Origin of the sequence: Cognatiluteimonas profundi, assembly GCF_009792795.1 — a bacterium.
GTDB lineage: Bacteria > Pseudomonadota > Gammaproteobacteria > Xanthomonadales > Xanthomonadaceae > Cognatiluteimonas > Cognatiluteimonas profundi.
Genome location: NZ_VKHQ01000001.1, coordinates 69430 through 85528, shown reverse-complemented (window position 1 = coordinate 85528; position 16099 = coordinate 69430). Strand labels below are relative to the sequence as shown.

Below are 16099 nucleotides of genomic sequence, written 5' to 3'. Positions count from 1 at the left end.
GTTTCCGCGCAGGCGTCCCGATGACGGGGCGCGAAAACGCGCCATCCCGTCGGTCAACGCAGCGCGGGTGAATCCCAGCCTGGACGCGCGCGGAACCGCTCTCCGTGGCGCGAGCGCAGCGCCTCGAGTGTCGCCAGCAGCGCATCGGCGCCTGTCTCGCGGATGTACTGGATCGGGCCGCCGCGAAAGGGCGCGAATCCCGTTCCGAAGATCACGCCCGCATCCAGCAGGTCCGCATCGGCGACCACGCCGTCATGCAACGCGGCGACGGCTTCGTTGAGCAGGGGCAGCATCAGGCGATCCTGCAGGTCAGCGGGCGGCTTGTAGTCCTTCGCGGTCTCCGGCTTGACCGGTTTGCCGTTCTCCCAGCGATACAGGCCGTGGCCGTCCTTCTTTCCGCGCCTGCCGGCTTCCGGCGTGATCGACAGCGCGGCGGGAATCTCCAGCCCGAGGAAGGGGCCGAGCTCGCCCGCGACGCCCGTGGCGACGTCCAGGCCGACCGTGTCGATCAACTCGATCGGTCCCATCGGCATGCCGAAGCGGGTCGCTGCCGAATCGATGGCCCGACCGGGAATCCCTTCGGCGAATGCGGTCGCGGCCTCGAGCAGGTACGGGAACAACACGCGGTTCACCAGGAAGCCCGGTGTCCCCGCGACCGGAACCGGCAGCTTGTCGATGCTCCTGCAGAAGGCAGCGAGGCGACGCTCGGTATCGGCCGCGAGCAGGTCGTGCCGCACGATCTCGACCAGCGGCATCAATGCGACCGGATTGAAGTAGTGCAGCCCGGCGAACTGCGCCGGGCGCTGGACGACTTCGCGCAACTCCACCAGCGGGATCGACGACGTGTTGGTCGTCAGCAAGGCGTCGGGCTTCATCCGTGGTTCGACTTGCGCATACAACTCGCGCTTGGCCTGCGCACGCTCGACGATGGCCTCGATCACCAGGTCGGCCTGCGCCGCGCCCGCGCCGTCGGGATCGGCTACGAGGCGCGCTGAAACTTCCGGACGTTTGGTGTCGTCGCGCACCTTGCGTGCGAACAATTCCTGGGCACGGGCCAATGCCGCAGCGATGATCGGCTGCTCGCGATCGGTCAGGGTGACATCGAAGCCCTTGTACGCGGACCATGCCGCGATATCGCCGCCCATGACGCCGGCGCCGACGACATGTACGCGCCGGATGCCGCTGTCCTTGCCACCCAGGGCCTTGAGTCGCTCCTGCAGGAAGAACACGCGGGTCAGGTTGCGCGCCGTCGGCGTGGCCGCGAGCCTGGCCACCGACTTGCGTTCCGCGGCCAGGCGCGACTGGATGCCGCCGCCAGTGCGCCGCCAGGTGTCGATGAGGGAATAGGGCGCCGGATAGTGTTCCCTGCGCGCCTTTCGCGACACCTGCTTGACCAGCATCGGCGCGAGGATCTGCCGCGCGAGCCATGTGTTGGTGGCCCATGCCTGGAATCGTTGTTGGAACAACCGTGGCCTGGGATCGAGGGCGAGTGCGATCGCCGTGTCGATGAGCATGGGTGCGTCGACCACCTTGTCGACCAGCCCGGCGGCCCGTGCGGCCGTGGCCGACAGCGTGCGCCCGGTCAACATCAGGTCCATCGCGGCGGGGGCGCCGACCAGGCGCGGCAGGCGCACGCTGCCGCCCCAGCCCGGGTAGATGCCGAGTTTTACTTCGGGTAGGCCGATCCGGGTCGATGGATCGCTCGAGGCGACGCGATAGCGGCACGCAAGCGCCAGCTCGGTGCCGCCGCCCATGCAGTAGCCGTGGATGGCGGCGACCGTGGGGCAGGGAAGGTCGGCGATTTTCTGGAAGACCTGCTGGCCGCGGAAGAGCGCGTCCTTGACCGTGCCCCGCGCATCGAAGTCGCGGAATTCGCGGATATCGGCGCCCGCCACGAAGCCCGAGGCCTTGCCTGACCGGAACACGACGCCGCGCGGCGGATCGATCGTCAGCCGCTCCACCAACGCGTCGAGCTCGATCAGCATGTCCTGCGACAGCGCATTGACGGCCTGGCCGGCGCGGTCGATGGCGACCAGGACGACGCCGTCGGCGCCGGTTTCGACCTGCCAGTGTTCAAAGCGCAGCCCGTCGAAGCCAACGGCCATGGGACCATCCGAAGCGGTACGGGATGTCAGTATGATCGTGGCCGCATTTGATTGTCGTCAATCCGGCCCCATCAAGCATGCGGGTGAACTTTTCCGTCCATACGTTGTCCCACTGCCCGGTTTGTACCGGGCCGACATGCAGGAGTGCCGGCGCGGCATGGCCGAAGTGGAGTTGTCACAGGAGCTCGACCAGGAGCTGGTCAGGCGTGTGCAGCGGGGCGACAGCGCGGCATTCGACCTGCTGGTGCGCAAGTACCAGCACCGGATCGCCGGCCTGATCGGCCGTTACATCGCCGACTGGAGCGAGTGCCAGGACGTGGCGCAGGAAACCTTCCTGCGCGCATACCGGGCGCTTGGCAACTTCCGTGGCGACGCGCAGTTCTACACATGGCTGCACCGGATTGCCGTGAACACAGCAAAGAACCACCTTGTCGCCAACAAGCGCCGCCCGCCCACCGACGACATCGACGTCGAGGACGCGGAGCAGTTCGCATCAGGCATGCGCCTGCGCGACAACGACACCCCCGAACGCGAACTCATGCGCCAGCAACTGGAACAAACGCTGATGCGCGCGGTCGAAGCATTGCCCGAAGAGCTCCGCGTCGCGATCACGCTGCGCGAAGTCGAAGGCCTGAGTTACGAAGAGATCGCAAAGAAGATGGATTGCCCGATCGGAACGGTGCGCTCGCGCATCTTCCGTGCCCGCGAAGCGATCGATCTCGAAATGCAGCCCTTGATGGATGGATCACTTACGGAGCGTGCCAGCCGATGACGCCCAACGACAGACATGACGCCGATCCCGGTTCCGCCCAGAACCAGGGCAGGATTCCCCAGGACAGGATTCTGGATCACCACCGGCAGCAGCTGTCAGCGCTGCTGGACGGAGAGTTGCCGCCGGACGAGGCGCGATTCCTGCTGCGACGGCTGCAGCATGATCCGCAGCTGCTCGGTTGCTGGGAACGCTGGCAACAGGCCGGCGACATCCTGCGGGGCAACGTGGAGCTGCCGCTCCCCGCGCATTTTGCCGCGGGCGTTGCGGCGGCGGTGGCGAGGGAGCCGAAGCGACGGTCTGTTGCCGATGGCTCGCGTCGCCTCCGGTGGGGTGGTGGTGCCGCCCTCGCAGCGTCGGCGGCGGTGATCGCCTTGCTGCTGGCCCGCCAGCCGCAGGAAGCAGCCCCTGCCGTCGCGCAATCGAATCCCGACATCGCCGCGGCGCCAACTCCCGCTCCCGCACCTGCTACCCCTCCGGCGGTCGTGACCCCGTCTCCGGATCGCGTCCCTGCGCAGGCCGGCGAACTGGCCACCGCGCTGGCCGCCGCGGACGTTCCGCGCCGCCTGGGTGCCCGTCGATCGCGCGCGCAGAGCCAGCGTGCGGCCATCCGCACACCAGTTCCGCGCGCCGTGGCCAATACGGCCGTCGCTACTGTTGCCATCGATCCGTTCTCCGGTCAGCACATCAACCTGCCCAATCGTCCGTGGCCGCGTGCGTTGCTGCCGACATCCTCTGCCGCCGGGGCATTCACGGTCGACTACGGCACGCACCAGGCGGTCACGCCTGCCTTGTACCCGTTCGCGCCGCGCGGCGTGCCAGAGCCGACGGACAACGCCCCGCATCTCTGATCCCGCAAAGCCCCATCGCTGACAACGAGGTGGACTTTCCTCCTCATCCTCCATTGCGACTGCCCGAGGAAACGTTTCGATGTCCCCATCGCCCGCCCGCCGTCCCTTGCCTGCCTTCCTGAGCCTGCCCCGCGTCCGCGCACTGGCGCTGGTGGTCGCGACCGCCGCTGCGACCAGCGCCGTGGTCCTGCTCCCGGCGACCGCGCAGTCGCCATCCCCCGCACCCCAGCTCGTTGGGCTTCCGGACTTCACCAACCTGGTGGATCAGGTCGGCCCGGGCGTCGTCAACGTCGAGGCGCGAATGGGCGGTGGCGCGAACGAGCAGGCGCAGGCGCAGGTGCCGGGCGAGGACGACATGCCCGATTTCTTCCGGCGCTTCTTCGGGCAGGACCTGCCGCCGGGCATGCAGCCGGGCGAGCCGCGGGCGCGAGGCGGCGGTATCGCGATGGGAACGGGCTTCGTCATCTCCGGCGACGGCTACGTCCTGACCAACCGGCATGTCGTCGATGGTGCGGACCAGGTGAAGGTGCGCCTGTCGGACCGTCGCGAATTCATCGCCAAGGTGGTCGGCAGCGATGAGCAATCCGACGTGGCGCTGCTGAAGATCGCGGCGACGGGCCTGCCGACGCTGCGACTGGGCGATTCCAACCTGCTGCGTCCAGGGCAGTGGGTGGTGGCGATCGGTTCGCCGTTCGGGCTCGATCATTCGGTCACCGCGGGCATCGTCAGCGCGGTCGGTCGCAGCAATCCCTATGCCAACCAGCGCTACGTTCCGTTCATCCAGACCGACGTTGCGATCAATCGCGGTAATTCCGGCGGCCCGCTGCTCAACACGCGCGGCGAAGTCGTCGGCATCAATTCGCAGATCTTCAGCAACTCGGGCGGCTACATGGGCGTGAGCTTCGCCATCCCGATCGATGTTGCGATGAGCGCGGTCAAGCAGCTCAAGGCCACCGGCAGGGTCGCGCGCGGGCAGATCGGCGTGAACGTGCAGCAGGTCGGCGCCGACGATGCGCGCGGACTGGGACTGCCCGATGCGCGCGGAGCGCTGATCGTCAACGTCGCGCCCGGCAGCGCGGCGGAAAAAGCGGGCTTGGAGCCCGGTGATGTCATCCGCAGCTTCAATGGCACCACCATCAACGACTCCAGTGAACTGCCGCCACTGGTCGGTGCGCTGGCGCCGGGGAGCCGTGCGCAATTGACCGTGCTGCGTGAAGGCAAGCCGCGCGAAGTCGACCTCACGCTGACGCAGTTGAGTGATGGCGTCGCCAACGTGGCCCCTGCCCAGGGCGGACAGTCGCAACGCGGTGCGTCCTCCAATCCCCTGGGGCTGGTGGCGCAGCCGCTGGACGCCGATGACCGCAGGCAGATGGGGCTCAAGCCCGACCAGGGAGTGGCGATCGCCCGGGTCGACGGCCTCGCCGCACGCACTGCCGGGCTGCAGCCTGGCGACGTGGTGCTGTCGATCGGGCGGACGCAGGTCGGCAGCCCGGCTGCGCTGGATCGCGAACTGGCCCACGTCAAGGCCGGCCAGACCGTCATGCTGCTGGTCCGCCGCGGCGACGCGACCCAGTTTGTCGCGGTGACGCCGCGCGCCAACGACGCGCGCGGATAGGCCAGCCGCAGGGCCCGCCCGGGTGCAGCGTCCACCCGGCGGCCACGATCCGTTTCCTCGCGTCCTGCTTCGCGGGCAGGACGCCGCCTCGCGCCGTGCGGGCGGGTTGCAGGCCCCGCCATGCGACAATGGTGTGTTATCCCGACCCATTGGCGCGCTTGCGCCCCGCACGCAGCAAGGTACATGCAGCCAGACCCCAAACAGAATGATCGGATGCGGAAAATCCGCAATTTCTCGATCATTGCCCATGTCGACCACGGCAAGTCGACGCTCGCCGACCGCATCATCCAGTTGTGCGGCGGCCTGCAGGACCGCGAGATGGAAGCGCAGGTCCTGGATTCCAATCCGATCGAGCGCGAGCGCGGCATCACCATCAAGGCCCAGTCGGTATCGCTGCCCTACACCGCGCGCGATGGCGAGACCTACCAGTTGAATTTCATCGACACGCCCGGGCATGTCGACTTCAGTTACGAAGTGTCGCGCTCGCTCGCCGCCTGCGAGGGCGCGCTGCTGGTGGTCGATGCCGCGCAGGGTGTCGAGGCGCAGTCGGTCGCCAACTGCTACACGGCGGTGGAGCAGGGACTCGAAGTCGTCCCGGTGCTCAACAAGATCGACCTGCCGACGGCCGACATCGAGCGCGTCAAGAAGGAGATCGAGGCCGTCATCGGCATCGACGCCGAGGATGCCGTCGCCATCAGCGCGAAGACGGGGCTCAACGTCATCGACGTGCTGGAAGCGATCGTGCTGCGCATCCCGCCGCCCAAGCCGCGCGGCAGCGATCGCCTGCAGGCGCTGATCATCGATTCGTGGTTCGACAACTACCTCGGCGTGGTGTCGCTGGTGCGCGTCATGCAGGGCGAGATCAAGCCGGGCGACAAGATCCTGGTGATGTCGACCGGGCGCACCCATCTGGTCGACAAGGTCGGCGTGTTCACGCCCAAGCGCACGGATCTCGCCCGGCTCGGCGCCGGCGAGGTGGGCTGGGTCAACGCGTCGATCAAGGACGTGCATGGCGCGCCAGTCGGCGACACGCTGACGTCGGCGGCGCTGCCGGCGGACAGTCCGCTGCCCGGATTCCAGGAGATGCAGCCGCGTGTATTCGCCGGGCTGTTCCCGGTGGAGTCGGACGACTATCCGGCGCTGCGCGAGGCGCTGGAAAAGCTGCGGCTCAACGATGCGGCGCTGCGCTTCGAGCCCGAATCCTCCGAGGCGATGGGCTTCGGCTTCCGCTGCGGCTTCCTCGGCATGCTGCACCTGGAGATCGTCCAGGAGCGGCTCGAGCGCGAATACGACCTCAACCTCGTCACCACCGCGCCCACGGTGATCTACGAGGTGCTGCTGACCGACGGCACCGTCCTGCCGCTGGACAATCCGGCGAAGCTGCCGCCGCCGAACCGGCTGCAGGAAATCCGCGAGCCGATCATCCTCGCGACGATCCTCACCCCGCCGGATTACGTCGGCAACATCATCACCCTGTGCGAGGAAAAGCGCGGCTCCCAGCAGGGCATCCAGTACCTGGGCAGCCAGGTGCAGATCAGTTACGAATTGCCGATGGCGGAAGTCGTGCTGGACTTCTTCGACCGGCTGAAGTCGGTGTCGCGCGGCTACGCGTCGCTGGACTACCACCTGATCCGCTTCGATGCCGGCCCGTTCGTGCGCGTCGACACGCTGATCAACGGCGACAAGGTCGATGCCATGAGCCTGATCGTGCATCGCGCGCATGCGGATCGGCGTGGTCGCGAGATCGCGGAGAAGATGCGCGAGCTGATCCCGCGCCAGATGTTCGACGTCGCCATCCAGGCCGCGGTCGGTGCGCAGGTCATCGCGCGAACGACCGTCAAGGCCATGCGCAAGAACGTGCTGGCCAAGTGCTACGGCGGCGACGCGTCGCGCAAGAAGAAGCTGCTCGAGAAGCAGAAAGCGGGCAAGAAGCGCATGAAGCAGGTCGGCCGCGTGGAAATCCCGCAGGAGGCCTTCCTGGCCGTGCTGCAGGTGGACAACAAGTAAACCGGTCCCAACAATCCGTGCTGGCCATGACCATGGCCGGCATCACGTCCGGCTTGGCCGGACCGTCGCATGACGACAGATGCGTCAACAACAGGAGCGGGTATGCGTTGGTTTGAAATCGCCCTCGTGGCACTGACGCTGTTCACCGGCGCGGTCTGGCTGCTGGACAAGCTGTATCTCGCCAAGCGCCGGGCGGCACGCGCCGGCCTGCTGGAACCGACCGAACCAATCGTCGTCGACTATGCGAAGGCGTTCTTCCCCGTGCTCGCCGTGGTGCTGTGCCTGCGCAGCTTCGTCGCCGAACCCTTCCGCATTCCGTCCGGCTCGATGATCCCGACATTGCTGATCGGCGACTTCATCCTGGTCAACAAGTTCGCGTACGGTTTGCGGCTGCCGATCACCAACCAGAAGTTCATCGGGACCGGCGAGCCGAAACGCGGCGATGTCGTCGTCTTCCGTCCACCGCAGCATCCCGACGAGGACTGGATCAAGCGCGTGATCGGCTTGCCCGGGGACACCATTGCCTATCGCAACGACACCGTCTATGTGAACGGCGAGCCCCTGCAATACAGAATGGTTGGCCGCTACGTCGGCAATGGCCAGGAAACGGACGAGAGCGGCGCGCGGCTGCTGACCGAGCAGCTGCCCGGCCGACCGCACCCGGTGCTCGAGCGCGACGATCGGCCGTATTTCGTCCAGGGCGAGGGCCAGTGGACGGTCCCGGCCGGGAACTACTTCGTCATGGGCGACAATCGTGACAACAGTGAGGACAGCCGGTTCTGGGGCTTCCTGCCCGAGGCGGACCTGCGCGGGAAGGCGTTCCTGATCTGGATGAGCTGGGACCGCAGTGCCGGTGGGGTGAACTTCGACCGGATTGGGAGCAGGATTCCGTAAGTGCGCGACCCCGGGATGGGTTCCCGGTTTCGCGGACGGAGTTCTGTAGGCTGGCCGACAACGACGCAGGTCGCACGAGGGGAAAGGCAATGAAGCGTACGCAAAGCGGAATGACCCTGATCGGGTTTGTGATCGTCCTGGGGGTGGTGGGGCTGTTCGCCTATGTCGGCATGAAGCTGCTTCCCATGTATTCGGAGTACTACGCGGTCAAGCAGGCGCTCAAGGGGCTAGCTGCGGAGCCAGGCATCGCCGACCAGGATCCGGCCAAGATCGAGGATTCGTTTTTCCGTCGGCTGTACATCAGCTACGCGGAAGACGTGAAGCCCGAGCACGTGAAGATCAAGCGGATCGACGCAGGCTGGCAGATGGACGTCGACTATGAGGTGCGCAAGCCCCTCATCTACAACCTGGACGTCGTCGGCAAGTTCCACGCGACCGAGAACATGACCCGGCGCGGTGGCGACGAGTAATCCCTCCCATGCTGCCGTCTTCGAGGGCCACGCCTTCGCCGACGGCAGCCTGCTGACCCAGGCGCTGAGCCATCGCAGCGCCGGCAGTCCGCACAACGAGCGTCTCGAATTCCTCGGTGACGCGCTGCTCAACCTGATCATCGCCGAGCAGCTGTACGCACGCTGGCCCAAGGCGGACGAAGGCGCGATGACACGGGCGCGCGCCGAGCTGGTGCGTGAATCGGCGCTGGCCGCGGTCGCGCGCAGCCTGGACCTGGGTGCGCGCCTCAACCTGGGGCCCGGCGAGATGAAGACCGGCGGACATCGCCGCGACTCCATCCTGGCCGATGCGCTGGAAGCCGTGATTGCAGCCTTGTACCTGGACGGCGGCCTGGATGCCTGCAGGAACACGGTGCTGCAGTGGTTCGAACCGCTGCTGGCAGCGCTGCCTCCACTGCACCAGGTCGGCAAGGACGCCAAGACGCGGCTGCAGGAATGGCTGCAGGCGCGCCAGCGGGCGCTTCCGGTGTACGTCCTGCTGGAGGAGTCGGGCGACGAGCACGACAAGCGTTTTCGCGTCGGCTGCACCCTGGCCGACCCCACTATCGCCACTGAAGGTAGTGGCACCTCGCGCAGGGCGGCCGAACAGGCCGCCGCCGAGGCTGCGCTGCAACGGATCGCACTGGAATGAGTACGCAGGAAGGTTTCCGCGCAGGTCACGTCGCCGTGATCGGGCGGCCCAATGTCGGCAAGTCGACGCTGGTCAATGCACTGGTCGGGGCGAAGGTCAGCATCACCTCCAGCCGGCCGCAGACGACACGGCACCGCCTGCTGGGCATTGCCAGCTTCGACAACGGGCAGCTGTTGCTGGTCGATACGCCGGGCATCCACCGCGACCAAGGCAAGGCCACCGCGTCGGCGATGCATCGCTGGATGAACCGCGCCGCGCGCGGAGCACTGGAAGGCGTCGACGCCGCCGTGCTGGTGATCGAGGCGGGACGTTGGGACGATGGCGACACGCTGGCCTACGAAGCGTTGAAATCCGCCGGCGTGCCGGTGGTGCTGGCCGTCAACCAGGTGGATCGCATCAAGGACAAGTCGGCGTTGCTGCCGTTCCTGGAAGAGGTCAACGCCGGGCGCGAATTTGACGCCGTGCATCCAATTTCCGCGCTCAAGCGCAAGGGACTCGAACCATTGGTGTCCACCTTGCTGCAACTGATGCCGCAGCAGCCTGCGCTCTATGCCGACGACGAGATCACCGACAAGAGCCAGCGTTTCCTGGCCGGTGAATTGGTGCGCGAACAGCTGATGCGCCAGCTCGGCGCGGAGTTGCCGTACTCGACCACGGTCGAGATCGAAAGCTTCGTCGAGGAGCCGTTGCGCAACACGCCTGGCGGGCACCTGCTGCGCATCGGCGCGGTGATCTGGGTCGAGCGCGACGGGCAGAAGGCCATCGTGATCGGCAAGGGCGGCACCCGCCTGCGCGAGATCGGCAGTCGCGCACGCGAGCAGATGGAACGCCTGTTCGGCAACAAGGTGTTCCTCGAGACATGGGTGCGCGTGCGCGAGGGCTGGTCGGACGACGAAGCCGCATTGCGCACGCTGGGTTACCACGACTGATCCGGTTGCCCGCAGGCGCCCGGAACCCCGCGGGTTGATGGCCAGCGACCATGCGCATCGACAACGAACCGGCCTATGTCCTGCACGCGCGCCCCTGGCGTGAGACCAGCCTGCTGATCGAGGTCCTTAGCGAGAACCACGGGCGGCTCGGCTTGCTGGCGCGCGGGGTGCAGGGGCCGAAGCGACAGGTCATGCGCGCGGCCTTGCAGCCGCTGCAGTACATCCGGGTGGATGCCGTGCAGCGCGGCGAACTGGCGCAACTGCGCTCGGCCGAAGCGCTGGATGCCGCGCCGCAACTCGTTGGCGAGGCGACGCTGGCCGCGTTCTACATCAACGAGCTGGTGCTGCGGCTGGCGCCCCGGCAGGATCCGCTTCCCGAGCTGTTCGACGCGTATGGGATGGTTCGGCGACGCCTTGGCGCGGAGTCCTCGATCGCGTGGAGCCTGCGTCGATTCGAGCGCGACCTGCTGGATGCCCTCGGATTCGGATTTCCCTTCGACCACGATGGCGACGGGGCATCGATCGACCCGGCCGCGCGTTACCGGCTGGATCCGGAGCACGGCCCACGCCGGCTGCTCAGCGACCGCGGCCATGATGACCGCAGCGCCGCGGCGACGGGCCGGGCGCTGTTGTCGCTCGCCGCGGACGACAAGCCCGATGCCGACGACCTTGCCGGACTGCGGCGGGCACTGCGACCGGTGCTGCTGCAGTTGCTGGGTGGCCGCGGCCTCAAGTCCTGGGACATGCTGGGCGAACTCGGCCGGCTCACGCCGCGGGCGCCGGATCCGGATTAGGTTCGCGCAGTTGCGGCCGCCGTGGCGGCAATGCGGTCCTGGCTGAGCAGCGCATCGACCGCCGCCTGGAAGCGACCCAGTGCAAGGGTGGATTGTGGCTCGGATTCCAGTGCCCGCACTGCATCACCCAGCTTCGCGGCGCCGACGAAACCGCAACTCGCGCGCAGCATGTGCAGGCTGCGCTGCGCGCGCTGCGGGTCGCCATTGCGCAACGCCTCGACGACGGTTTCGCGCTGCAGCGCCAGGTCGTCGAGGAACAAGCCTCGCAGTGCGAGCACGTGCGCCTGCTCGCCCTTCAGTGCGGCCAGCGCAGCGGCATCGTCCCAGTCGGGGAGGTTCGCGCACAATCGCGCTCCGCCGTCGGGGATCGCCCGGTCGAAGCCCAGCGTGCGGCAGATCGCTGTCTGCAGGTCGAGCACCGCGATCGGCTTGACCAGCACCTCGATGAAACCCGCCGCCAGCAGCGCCGCATGATCGTCCGGATGTTCGCTGGCCGTATGCGCCAGCGCTGGCGTTGCCGGGAAGCGCGCACGCAGGCGGGAGAGCAGGGCGGCGCCGGTGTCGTCTGGCAGGTTCGCGTCGATCAGCCACAGGTCGTGCGCGCCATGCATCGCACAGTCCATCGCGGCGGCGCAGGTCCCGGCGACGTCGACGATGGCCGGCAGCGCTTCGGCGGCGGCGCCCAGGAACGCGCGACTCACCGGGTCGTCCTCGACCAGCAGGATGCGCGTTGTCATCGTGGCCTGCCTGTCATCGGTATGCTTGCCTGCATGGTCCGGCCGATGGTAACCCTGCTGCTCCCGATTGCGTGCGTGCTGGCGTGGTTGCCGGCGTCACCGGCGATCGCGCGCAGCGTGCGGATGCATGTCGACCATGTCGTCACACCCGTCGCGATGATGGACGACGTGCAGGTGCGCCTGGACTGGCCGGCCGAGGCGTCGCAGGGCGAGCTGGTCCTCACCGCACGGCGCCTGGATGCCGCCGACATGGGCTACCACTTTCGTGACCTGACCTGGCGCTGCGGGTTGCGGCGGCCTGCGGCCGGTCGCTGGCAATGTGCGGGCGAGCTGCGCAGCGGACGATCTCCCGCCATGGCACTGGCCGTCGATCTCGGTCCTTCGACGACGCGGGCGGCGCTGACGCAGGGCAGGGGCATGCTGTCCATCGAGCGCGGTGCGGCGACGCCGGACGACACCCTGGTAGACCTGACGCATGTGCCCTTGCGGTGGGCCCAGGCATTGCTCTCGCAGGCCTGGCAGGCCGGGCAGATGAAATCGGGCACGCTGGATGCGCGCCTGCGCGTGCATGCACCGACCGGGCGGCCGCTGGACGTCAGTGGCGCGTTGCAGTTCAGCGATGCGGCCTTCGACACGCCCGATGCGACCATCGCCGGGGAGCATCTCGGCGGTCGCTTCACGCTCGACTATCGCAAGACGCCGGCGCAGACGACCGTGCGCCTGGACGGCCCATTGCGCGGCGGCGCCTTCCTCGTCGGCAATGCGTATGTCGCCTTGCCCGACACCGACGTCGGCCTGCGCATCGATGCAAACCAGCACAAAGGCGCGGGATGGCAGTTGCCCGTCATCCAGTGGCGCGATGGCGACACGCTGCTCGCGACCGGGAGCGCGGCCTTCGGCACGGACACATCCCTGCAGGCGCTGGACCTGCATGCACATAGCGCCGACGTGGCGCCGCTTGCGAGCCGTTACCTGTCGGGTTGGCTGGCAGTGGCTGGACTGGCCGACCTGACGCTGGCTGGCGCGGCCGATGCCGACGTGCGCATCCAGGACGCCCGGCTGCAGGACGCGGCGTTGATGCTGCACAACGTGGATATCGTTGATGCGAAAGGCCGGTTCCGTTTCGATGGGCTGGATGGCGCACCGCGCTTTTCCGCGACATCCCCGGTCACCGGTACGCTGGAATGGAAGGCGGGGCAGCTGTACGGCATCGACTTCGCGCAATCCCGCCTGGTCCTCGACAGCAGCCAGGGCGAAGTCCACCTGCGCGACGACGTGACGGTTCCGGCATTGGGCGGCACGCTGGGCTTCGATCACCTGACGTTCCGCCCGCCTGCTGGCGACGCCGGCGCGGACATCCGTTTCGGATTGCAGCTGGATCGGCTGGACATCGGGAAGCTCGCCAAGGCACTCGACTGGCCGGCGTTCAAGGGCGAGTTGAGCGGGCGCATTCCCAACGCCCACTACGCCAGTGAGCGCCTCGCATTCGATGGCGGCCTGACCATGCAGCTGTTTGGTGGCACGGTGCAGGCGTCGTCGCTGGCGATGGAGCGTCCGTTCGGCGTGGCGCCGTCCCTGACCGCGGACCTGCTGATCGACAACGTCGACCTGTTGGCGCTGACCGGCGTGTTCGACTTCGGCAGCATCACCGGTCGACTGGCCGGACGCATCGACCAGCTGCGCCTGGTCGACTGGACGGCGACGGCCTTCGATGCCGAACTGCACACGATGTCCGTGCGTGGCGTGCCGCGGCGCATCAGCCAGCGCGCGGTGCAGAATATTTCCAGCGTGGGCGACACGTCTTTCACCAGCACGCTGCAAAGCCGGCTGATCGGCCTGTTCAACGACTTCGGCTACAGCCGGATCGGCATCTCCTGCAAGCTGGAGAACGAGGTCTGTGCAATGGACGGCCTGCATGCCGGCGGTGCGCAGTCCCCGGGCCAGCGTACCTTCGACTGGCTGCCGCACAAGCGCGGTTCAGAAGGCGCGGGCTTTACTATCGTGGAAGGAGCGGGCATTCCGCACCTGACGGTCGTGGGATTCAACCGCCTGGTCGACTGGCCCACGTTGCTCGAGCGGCTGTCGGCCGCCAGCAAGGGCGAGGTCAAGCCGGTCGTGCAATGATCGCCATCCTGTTTGTTGTATTCGTCGAGGAGAGACAGTGATGAAGCGCTGGATGGGAATGCCGCTTGCCGGCGTGCTGGCATTGACGGCCTGCGTCACGATCAATGTGTATTTCCCCGCGGCCGAGGCCAAGGCAGCGGCGAAGCAGTTCGTCGAGAAAGTCATCGGCGACCAACCGACACCTGCACCGGCGAAGCCTGCCGATGGCGGTGGTGGCATGGCCGGGCTGACGCTGCCGCGCTTCGATCCGCTGATGCTGATCGGAATCTCGCCTGCCTACGCCCAGGGCGCGCCGGACATCACCATCAAGACGCCGGTGATCCAGTCGATCCAGGCGCGGATGGCGCAACGATTCGACGGCAGCCTGCGTACCGGCTTCGATTCCGGCGCCTTGGGCTTCACCCGTGACGGGCTGATCGTCGTGCGCGATGCCAGCAAGCTGCAGCTCAAGGATCGGGTCGCGGTCAACCAGGCGGTGGCCGACGACAACCGCGACCGCAAGGCCGTCTACCGCGAGGTCGCCGTTGCCAACGGCCATCCCGAGTGGGAAGCGCAGATCCGCGGGGTGTTCGCGAAACAGTGGGTCGACAGTGCGCACGGCGGCTGGTGGTACCAGGACGCCTCCGGCGGCTGGAAGCAGAAATAAACCGTATTGCCCGGGCGGCCCGCGAAAGCGGGCCGTTCGCATTGGGTACGCGGCCCTGTGCGTCTGCGACAATGCGCGCCCCACCCGCGCCGATCGATCCGTGAGCCGCATCGACCAGACCCCGTTTGAAGTCGTCGTGACCGGCCTCACCCATGATGGCCGTGGCGTCGCGCGGCGCGAATCGGGCAAGGCCATCTTCATCTCCGGCGCATTGCCGGGTGAACGCGTCATGGCGCAGCAGACGGCGCGCCAGCGCAGCTTCGACGAGGCCAGGACGGTTGAAGTCCTCGAGGCCTCACCGGATCGCGTGACGCCGCGTTGCCCCCACTTCGGCGTCTGTGGCGGCTGCGCCCTGCAGCACATGGACGAAGCCCGGCAGATCCACGCCAAGCAGGGCGTGCTGATGGAGAACCTCGAGCGCATCGGACATGTCACCGCCGAAGCGATCCTTCCGCCGCTCACCGACGCCGCATGGGGCTACCGTCGCAAGGGGCGTTTCTCGGTGCGGCGGGTCGAGAAGAAGGGCAAGACGCTGGTCGGCTTCCGCGAGCAGGATCCGCGCTTCGTCGCCGACCTGGGTGAATGCCATACCGTCATTCCGCAGATCGGGATGAAGGTGGCCGCGTTGGCGACGCTGATCGACGGCATGGATGCGCGCAGCGGGATCCCGCAGGTCGAGTTCATCGCCGGCGACGACACCGTGGCACTGGTGTTCCGGCACCTGGTTCCGCTTGGCGACGCCGACCGCGCGGCCCTTGTCGAATTCGCCAAGGAGCATGCGTTCGCGATCTATCTGCAGCCCGGCGGCATCGACTCGGTGCACGCCTTGTGGCCTGAAGCACCGACGCTGGCCTTCCGCCTGCCGCAGTGGAACGTGGAACTGCAGTTCCGTCCGCTGGATTTCATCCAGGTCAACGCCGGCCTGAACCAGAAGATGATCGCCAGCGCGCTGTCGTTGCTGGACGCGCAACCCGGCGACCGCGTCCTCGACCTGTTCTGCGGGCTTGGCAACTTCACGCTGCCACTGGCGCGAACGGTTCGCGAAGCGGTCGGCGTGGAGGGAGATGCCGGCCTGGTGCAGCGGGCGCTGGACAACGCCCGGCACAACCAGCTGGACAATGCCCACTTCCATGCGGCGGACCTTGCGCAGGACCTGCGCGCGCAACCATGGATGCGCGAGGGCTTCGATCGGCTGCTGCTGGACCCACCGCGCTCGGGTGCGGACGTCGTGCTCAAGCAACTGCCGCTGAAGGGATTGCAACGGATCGTCTACGTCAGCTGCCACCCGGCTTCGCTGGCGCGCGACGCCGGTTACCTGGTCAACGAGCGGGGCTGGAAACTGCGCGCCGCCGGCGTCATGGACATGTTTCCGCACACGGCCCACGTGGAATCGATCGCGATGTTCGAGCGCGACTGAATCGACATGCACTGCAGCTCAACGCCGCCGGAGCGCGCCGGAAGGTAACATCGCGGCGATACGGCGAGTCA

The 16099-nt window shown here is 67.4% G+C and carries 14 protein-coding genes; 12 read left to right on the top strand and 2 right to left on the bottom strand.

Annotation, left to right across the window (positions count from 1 at the left end; all coding sequences use genetic code 11):
* Window positions 1–53: 53 nt before the first annotated feature.
* Entirely contained in the window at window positions 54–2105 is a 2052-nt protein-coding gene (locus GST15_RS00420) for a 3-hydroxyacyl-CoA dehydrogenase NAD-binding domain-containing protein (RefSeq protein ID WP_159015282.1), read from the bottom strand.
* A 157-nt stretch (window positions 2106–2262) separates the two neighbouring features.
* Between GST15_RS00420 and rpoE the strand changes: the two genes are divergently transcribed.
* The 9 genes from rpoE to recO all read left to right on the top strand — a co-directional run bounded on the left by rpoE (window position 2263) and on the right by recO (window position 11104).
* The gene (gene rpoE / locus GST15_RS00415) at window positions 2263–2877 is read left to right on the top strand and encodes an RNA polymerase sigma factor RpoE (protein WP_159015281.1); all 615 of its coding nucleotides are present in this window, start codon (window positions 2263–2265) and stop codon (window positions 2875–2877) included.
* Window positions 2874–3725: a sigma-E factor negative regulatory protein gene (locus GST15_RS00410; RefSeq protein WP_159015280.1), complete on the top strand. Its 852-nt coding sequence runs from the start codon at window positions 2874–2876 to the stop codon at window positions 3723–3725. Before rpoE ends, GST15_RS00410 begins: the two co-directional genes overlap by 4 nt.
* 79 nt (window positions 3726–3804) lie before the next feature.
* Entirely contained in the window at window positions 3805–5340 is a 1536-nt protein-coding gene (locus GST15_RS00405; RefSeq protein WP_159015279.1) for a DegQ family serine endoprotease, read from the top strand.
* A 213-nt stretch (window positions 5341–5553) separates the two neighbouring features.
* Complete coding sequence (lepA, locus tag GST15_RS00400) at window positions 5554–7347, top strand: translation elongation factor 4 (protein WP_159015278.1); 1794 nt, start codon at window positions 5554–5556, stop codon at window positions 7345–7347.
* A gap of 102 nt (window positions 7348–7449) precedes the next feature.
* Entirely contained in the window at window positions 7450–8241 is a 792-nt protein-coding gene (lepB, locus tag GST15_RS00395; RefSeq protein WP_159015277.1) for a signal peptidase I, read from the top strand.
* Between the two features lie 89 nt (window positions 8242–8330).
* On the top strand, window positions 8331–8711 hold the full coding sequence (locus GST15_RS00390) for a DUF4845 domain-containing protein (RefSeq protein ID WP_159015276.1): 381 nt from the start codon (window positions 8331–8333) through the stop codon (window positions 8709–8711).
* Window positions 8698–9381 (top strand): ribonuclease III, encoded by a 684-nt coding sequence (rnc, locus tag GST15_RS00385; RefSeq protein WP_159015275.1) that lies wholly within the window; start codon window positions 8698–8700, stop codon window positions 9379–9381. The genes GST15_RS00390 and rnc overlap by 14 nt, the downstream gene beginning before the upstream one ends.
* A complete protein-coding gene (era, locus tag GST15_RS00380; RefSeq protein WP_159015274.1) occupies window positions 9378–10310 on the top strand; it encodes a GTPase Era in 933 nt (310 codons plus the stop codon). Before rnc ends, era begins: the two co-directional genes overlap by 4 nt.
* 50 nt (window positions 10311–10360) lie before the next feature.
* Window positions 10361–11104: a DNA repair protein RecO gene (recO, locus tag GST15_RS00375; RefSeq protein ID WP_159015273.1), complete on the top strand. Its 744-nt coding sequence runs from the start codon at window positions 10361–10363 to the stop codon at window positions 11102–11104.
* On the opposite strand, the gene GST15_RS00370 is transcribed toward recO, so the two are convergent.
* Entirely contained in the window at window positions 11101–11841 is a 741-nt protein-coding gene (locus tag GST15_RS00370) for a hybrid sensor histidine kinase/response regulator (protein WP_159015272.1), read from the bottom strand. The genes recO and GST15_RS00370 overlap by 4 nt on opposite strands.
* Before the next feature lie 45 nt (window positions 11842–11886).
* Here GST15_RS00370 and GST15_RS00365 point away from each other — a divergent pair, with 45 nt between their 5' ends.
* Genes GST15_RS00365 through rlmD form a run of 3 tightly spaced genes read left to right on the top strand, consistent with a single transcriptional unit; the run spans window position 11887 to window position 16028 of the window.
* Entirely contained in the window at window positions 11887–13965 is a 2079-nt protein-coding gene (locus tag GST15_RS00365; protein WP_159015271.1) for a translocation/assembly module TamB domain-containing protein, read from the top strand.
* A 40-nt stretch (window positions 13966–14005) separates the two neighbouring features.
* The gene (locus GST15_RS00360; RefSeq protein WP_159015270.1) at window positions 14006–14611 is read left to right on the top strand and encodes a YdbL family probable chaperone protein; all 606 of its coding nucleotides are present in this window, start codon (window positions 14006–14008) and stop codon (window positions 14609–14611) included.
* Window positions 14612–14666: 55 nt separating this feature from the next.
* Window positions 14667–16028, top strand: a complete 1362-nt coding sequence (gene rlmD, locus GST15_RS00355) for a 23S rRNA (uracil(1939)-C(5))-methyltransferase RlmD (RefSeq protein ID WP_233263000.1) — start codon at window positions 14667–14669, stop codon at window positions 16026–16028.
* Window positions 16029–16099: the final 71 nt, after the last annotated feature.

Coding starts and splice junctions, on each gene's coding strand:
- GST15_RS00420 (WP_159015282.1), bottom strand. CDS start 2,105: ATGGCCGTTGGCTTCGACGGGCTGCGCTTTGAACACTGGCAGGTCGAA.
- rpoE (WP_159015281.1), top strand. CDS start 2,263: ATGGCCGAAGTGGAGTTGTCACAGGAGCTCGACCAGGAGCTGGTCAGG.
- GST15_RS00410 (WP_159015280.1), top strand. CDS start 2,874: ATGACGCCCAACGACAGACATGACGCCGATCCCGGTTCCGCCCAGAAC.
- GST15_RS00405 (WP_159015279.1), top strand. CDS start 3,805: ATGTCCCCATCGCCCGCCCGCCGTCCCTTGCCTGCCTTCCTGAGCCTG.
- lepA (WP_159015278.1), top strand. CDS start 5,554: ATGCGGAAAATCCGCAATTTCTCGATCATTGCCCATGTCGACCACGGC.
- lepB (WP_159015277.1), top strand. CDS start 7,450: ATGCGTTGGTTTGAAATCGCCCTCGTGGCACTGACGCTGTTCACCGGC.
- GST15_RS00390 (WP_159015276.1), top strand. CDS start 8,331: ATGAAGCGTACGCAAAGCGGAATGACCCTGATCGGGTTTGTGATCGTC.
- era (WP_159015274.1), top strand. CDS start 9,378: ATGAGTACGCAGGAAGGTTTCCGCGCAGGTCACGTCGCCGTGATCGGG.
- recO (WP_159015273.1), top strand. CDS start 10,361: ATGCGCATCGACAACGAACCGGCCTATGTCCTGCACGCGCGCCCCTGG.
- GST15_RS00370 (WP_159015272.1), bottom strand. CDS start 11,841: ATGACAACGCGCATCCTGCTGGTCGAGGACGACCCGGTGAGTCGCGCG.
- GST15_RS00365 (WP_159015271.1), top strand. CDS start 11,887: ATGGTAACCCTGCTGCTCCCGATTGCGTGCGTGCTGGCGTGGTTGCCG.
- GST15_RS00360 (WP_159015270.1), top strand. CDS start 14,006: ATGAAGCGCTGGATGGGAATGCCGCTTGCCGGCGTGCTGGCATTGACG.